The organism is Achromobacter sp. GbtcB20 (genome assembly GCF_019091095.1).
Taxonomy (GTDB): Bacteria; Pseudomonadota; Gammaproteobacteria; order Burkholderiales; family Burkholderiaceae_B; genus Achromobacter; species Achromobacter mucicolens.
The window spans coordinates 1-301 of record NZ_JAGXJZ010000435.1 but is presented as its reverse complement, the minus strand read 5'-3'; the positions used below and the strand labels follow the sequence as shown (position 1 = coordinate 301).

Genomic DNA, 301 nt, shown 5'->3' with positions numbered 1-301 from the left:
GCGACCAGAAAGCCGCGGCCGCCGCACGCAAGAAGCTGTTCGACCTCGCCGCCAAGGAAGGCGCGCTGATCGGCGGCGCCCACCTGCAGTTCCCGGGCCTGGGGCACCTGCGCAGCGAAGGCAAGGGGTATCGTTTCGTGCCGGTGAATTACACGCAGATGCGGTAAGACATTCGTCGACGCGCGCGCGATGTTGTAGGGTGGGCACTTGTGCCCACGCGGTCTCACGGCATGAATGGTCGAACCGCAAATAAGATGGCCAGAGGATGATCGGCGCCGGATCGGTGGGTTCAAGAACCCAC

The 301-nt window shown here is 64.1% G+C and carries 1 pseudogene; it reads left to right on the top strand.

Annotated features, from left to right (window positions below):
• Positions 1–167 (top strand): annotated as a pseudogene (locus tag KVT32_RS32370) (MBL fold metallo-hydrolase); the annotation flags it as partial.
• Positions 168–301: the final 134 nt, after the last annotated feature.